Below are 987 nucleotides of genomic sequence, written 5' to 3' on the forward strand. Positions count from 1 at the left end.
ACTATGTTTGTGATTATAAATTATTCATTATGAACACAGGCAAGTATGTTTTCGCTCAATTGATTTCTTTTTTACCACAACGAGTTTTTGATAGGTTTGTCTCCAAATATTATGGCAATAAATACGTCAAACATTTTTCCTGTTGGAACCAACTGCTTTGTATGGTTTTTGGTCAACTTACTAATCGAAATAGTCTTCGAGATTTGACAGTTATAATTAATGCCCATAGTTCAAAATCGTATCATTTGGGATTCGGTATATCTGTTTCAAAAAGTAATTTATCGAAGGCCAATAACAAGAGAAATTCAAAAATATTTGAAGAGTTTGCTTATTAGCTAATTGATATAGCTCAAAAAAAATTAAAGAATGAAGACTTTGAGATTAAAGGCAAAATATATGCTTTTGATTCATCTACAATAGATTTGTGTCTTAGTGTATTCTGGTGGGCTAAATTCCGTAAAAATAAAGGTGGGATAGAGCTCCATACTCTTTATGATATCACGGCTAAAATCCCTGTATTTATTCATATAACAGAAGCAACAATACATGATGTAAATGCAATGGATGTTATTCCATATGAAGTTGGTGCTTATTATGTTTTTGATCGAGGTTTTGTCGACTTCACGCGTCTATATCAGATAACCAAACTTTCATCATATTTTGTAATACGAGCAAAATCAAATTTAAAATTTAGTCGAATATATTCGAACAAAGCAGATAAGGGAAATGGAGTAAAAGTAGACCAAATAGATCGACTTACTGGATACTATATTTCCAAAAACTACCCTGAAAAAATAAGACGAATTAAATACTATGATTCTGATACTACACGAACATTCATCTACCTAACCAATAATATGGATACTACAGCAAAACAGGTCGCTTTGTTGTATAAAAACCGATGGCAAGTTGAGTTGTTTTTCAAATGGATTAAACAACATTTAAAAGTTAAATCATTTTGGGGTACCACAGAAAATGCTGTTCGTA

General features: G+C 31.1%; 2 protein-coding genes. Both read left to right on the forward strand.

Going from position 1 to position 987, the window contains the following annotated elements; genetic code table 11:
* The coding region (locus HNS38_RS20095; protein WP_216663808.1) for a DUF4372 domain-containing protein at positions 1 to 335 on the forward strand (335 nt) is incomplete at its 5' end.
* Positions 336 to 392: 57 nt separating this feature from the next.
* Positions 393 to 987: IS4 family transposase (locus HNS38_RS20100; RefSeq protein ID WP_371823828.1), on the forward strand; the 595-nt coding region annotated here is incomplete at its 3' end.

Source organism: Lentimicrobium sp. L6 (assembly GCF_013166655.1).
Classification (GTDB): Bacteria; Bacteroidota; Bacteroidia; order Bacteroidales; family UBA12170; genus UBA12170.